General features: G+C 62.7%; 2 protein-coding genes. Both read left to right on the forward strand.

Annotated features, from left to right (window positions below; genetic code table 11):
• Nucleotides 1–2,308 (forward strand): FdhF/YdeP family oxidoreductase (locus ACXRVY_RS22835; protein WP_458238308.1); only part of this gene is annotated, 2,308 nt, incomplete at its 5' end.
• A gap of 121 nt (nucleotides 2,309–2,429) precedes the next feature.
• A partial coding sequence (locus ACXRVY_RS22840) for a cytochrome ubiquinol oxidase subunit I (protein WP_458238309.1) occupies nucleotides 2,430–2,847 on the forward strand: 418 nt, incomplete at its 3' end.

A 2,847-nucleotide genomic window follows, 5' to 3' on the forward strand; every position in this document is an offset into this window, starting at 1 on the left:
CTATAAACTCTACAAAGGTGCCGCCGCTGGTTGGGGGGCGCTGATCGCTGTTACCAAAAACTGGCTGGGCAGTGAAAACGCGCTGAAGAACATTCGCGCCATGCTCAAGACCAACCAGAACGGCGGGTTCGACTGCCCCGGTTGTGCCTGGGGCGAGTCGCCGGAAAACGGCATGGTCAAGTTCTGCGAAAACGGCGCCAAGGCGGTTAACTGGGAAGCCACGGGCCGTTTGGTCGACCCGGCCTTCTTCAACAAATACAGCGTCTCGGCGCTGGCCGAGCAGAGCGATTACTGGCTGGAGTATCAGGGCCGTCTGACCCACCCGATGCGCTATGACGCGGCCACCGACCGTTACGTGGAAACCACCTGGGACGAAGCGTTCGCGACGATCGCCCGGCACCTCAATGCGCTGGAATCGCCGGATCAGGCCGAGTTCTACACCTCGGGCCGGGCCAGCAATGAGGCAGCCTTTCTCTATCAGTTGTTCGTCCGGGCCTACGGTACCAACAACTTTCCGGACTGCTCGAACATGTGCCACGAAGCCAGCGCGGTGAGCATGATCGAAAGCCTCGGCGTGGGCAAAGGCACCGTGGTGTTTGACGACCTGGAGCATGCCGATGCGATTTTCGTCATCGGCCAGAACCCCGGCACCAACCACCCACGGATGCTCGAACCGTTGCGCGAAGCGGTCAAGCGCGGTGCACAGGTGATCTGCATCAACCCACTCAAGGAGCGCGGACTGGAGCGCTTCCAGCACCCGCAGCACCCGATCGAAATGTTGCTGAACGGCTCCGAGCCGACCAACACCGCGTACTTCCGCCCGGCACTTGGCGGTGACATGGCGGTCATGCGTGGCATGGTCAAGTTCCTGCTGCAATGGGAGCGCGAAGCACAGGCCACCGGCGGCGAACCGGTGTTCGACCATGAGTTCATCGCTGAACACACCTCGGGAATGGGCGCCTACCTTGGGGAAGTCGACGCCACCAGTTGGGAGCACATCGAGCAGCAGTCAGGCATGCCCCTGGCGGACATCGAACTCGCTGCCCGCATGTACGCCCGGTCCAAGCGGGTGATCATGTGCTGGGCRATGGGCCTGACCCAACACACGCACTCGGTGCCGACGCTGCAGGAAGTCATCAACCTGATGCTGCTGCGCGGCAATGTCGGCCGTCCGGGCGCGGGTCTGTCACCGGTTCGCGGTCACAGTAACGTGCAGGGCGACCGCACCATGGGCATCAACGAACTGGCGCCTGCGGATTTGCTCGATGCCCTGGAAAAACGCTTCTCCTTCAAGCCGCCGCGTGAGCATGGTCACAACACTGTGATGGCGATTGGCGCGATGGAGCAGGGGCGTTCGAAGGTGTTTATCGCCCTGGGCGGCAACTTTGCCCAGGCCACCCCCGACACGCCGCGCACCCACGCTGCGTTGCGCAAATGCGACCTCACCGTGCACATCGCCACCAAGCTCAACCGCAGCCATCTGGTCACCGGTCGTGAAGCGCTGATCCTGCCGTGCCTGGGCCGCACCGACATCGACATCCAGGCCGAAGGACCGCAAGGCGTCACCGTGGAAGACACCTTCAGCATGATCCACATCTCCCACGGCCAACTGAAACCGAAGTCGAAACACCTGCGCTCGGAGCCTGCGATCATTGCCGGCATCGCCACCGCGACCCTGGGCAAGCACCCGATCGACTGGAACTGGGCCATCGGCGATTACGGCCGCATCCGCAACATGATTGCCGACACCATTCCCGGCTTCGAAGACTTCAACCGGCGCTTGCTGCATCCGGGCGGTTTCCACATGCCCAACGACGCGGCCAAGCGCATCTGGAAAACCGCCAGCGGCAAGGCTCAGTTCACCCCGAGCGTGTTGCCGGAGCACCTGATCAGCGAGGGCGTGCGCAACCTGGCGGTCAAGCCGCACCTGATTCTGCAGACCATGCGTTCCCACGATCAGTACAACACCACGCTGTACGGTTTGGACGATCGCTATCGCGGGGTCTACGGCATGCGCGACGTGGTGTTCGCCAACGCGCAGGACATTCGCCGGTTGGGTTTCGAACCGGGGCAGAAGGTTGATCTGGTGGCGCTGTGGGACGACGAGCGCGAGCGACGGGTCAGCGGTTTCACCCTGATCGCCTACGACATTCCGGCCGGTCAGGCGGCGGCRTACTACCCCGAGACCAACCCGCTGGTGCCGCTGGAAAGTTACGGTGACCGCACCTTCACCCCGACTTCCAAGTTCGTCGCCATCCGGCTGGAACAGGCGAAGGCCAGCAACCTGATCTCGACTTCCGCCGCCTGACACCGGGGGCGGCCCGATGCCGCTCACGTAACCCTTTCGACTTGTGTTGGCTGCAGGCCCCCCGGCCTGACGGTGGCCCGGCCGTGTGCCGCCGTTTTTCAGCCGCGATGAGGATATCGACATGTTTAACCTGGAGGCACTGGACCTGGCGCGCATGCAATTCGCGTTCACGGTTTCGTTCCACATCATCTTTCCCGCCATCACCATCGGGCTGGCCAGTTTCCTGGCGGTGCTCGAAGGGCTTTGGCTGAAGACCCACAACGACACCTACCGTGATCTCTACCATTTCTGGTCGAAGATCTTCGCCGTCAACTTCGGCATGGGCGTGGTCTCGGGGCTGGTCATGGCCTACGAGTTCGGCACCAACTGGAGCCGCTTCTCCGATTTCGCCGGCAGCATCACCGGGCCCTTGCTGACCTATGAAGTGCTCACGGCGTTCTTCCTCGAGGCCGGTTTCCTCGGGGTCATGCTGTTCGGCTGGAACCGGGTAGGGCGCGGCCTGCACTTCTTCTCGACGGTCATGGTCGCCATCGGCACGC

This window comes from Pseudomonas sp. P5_A2_2, from assembly GCF_054177685.1.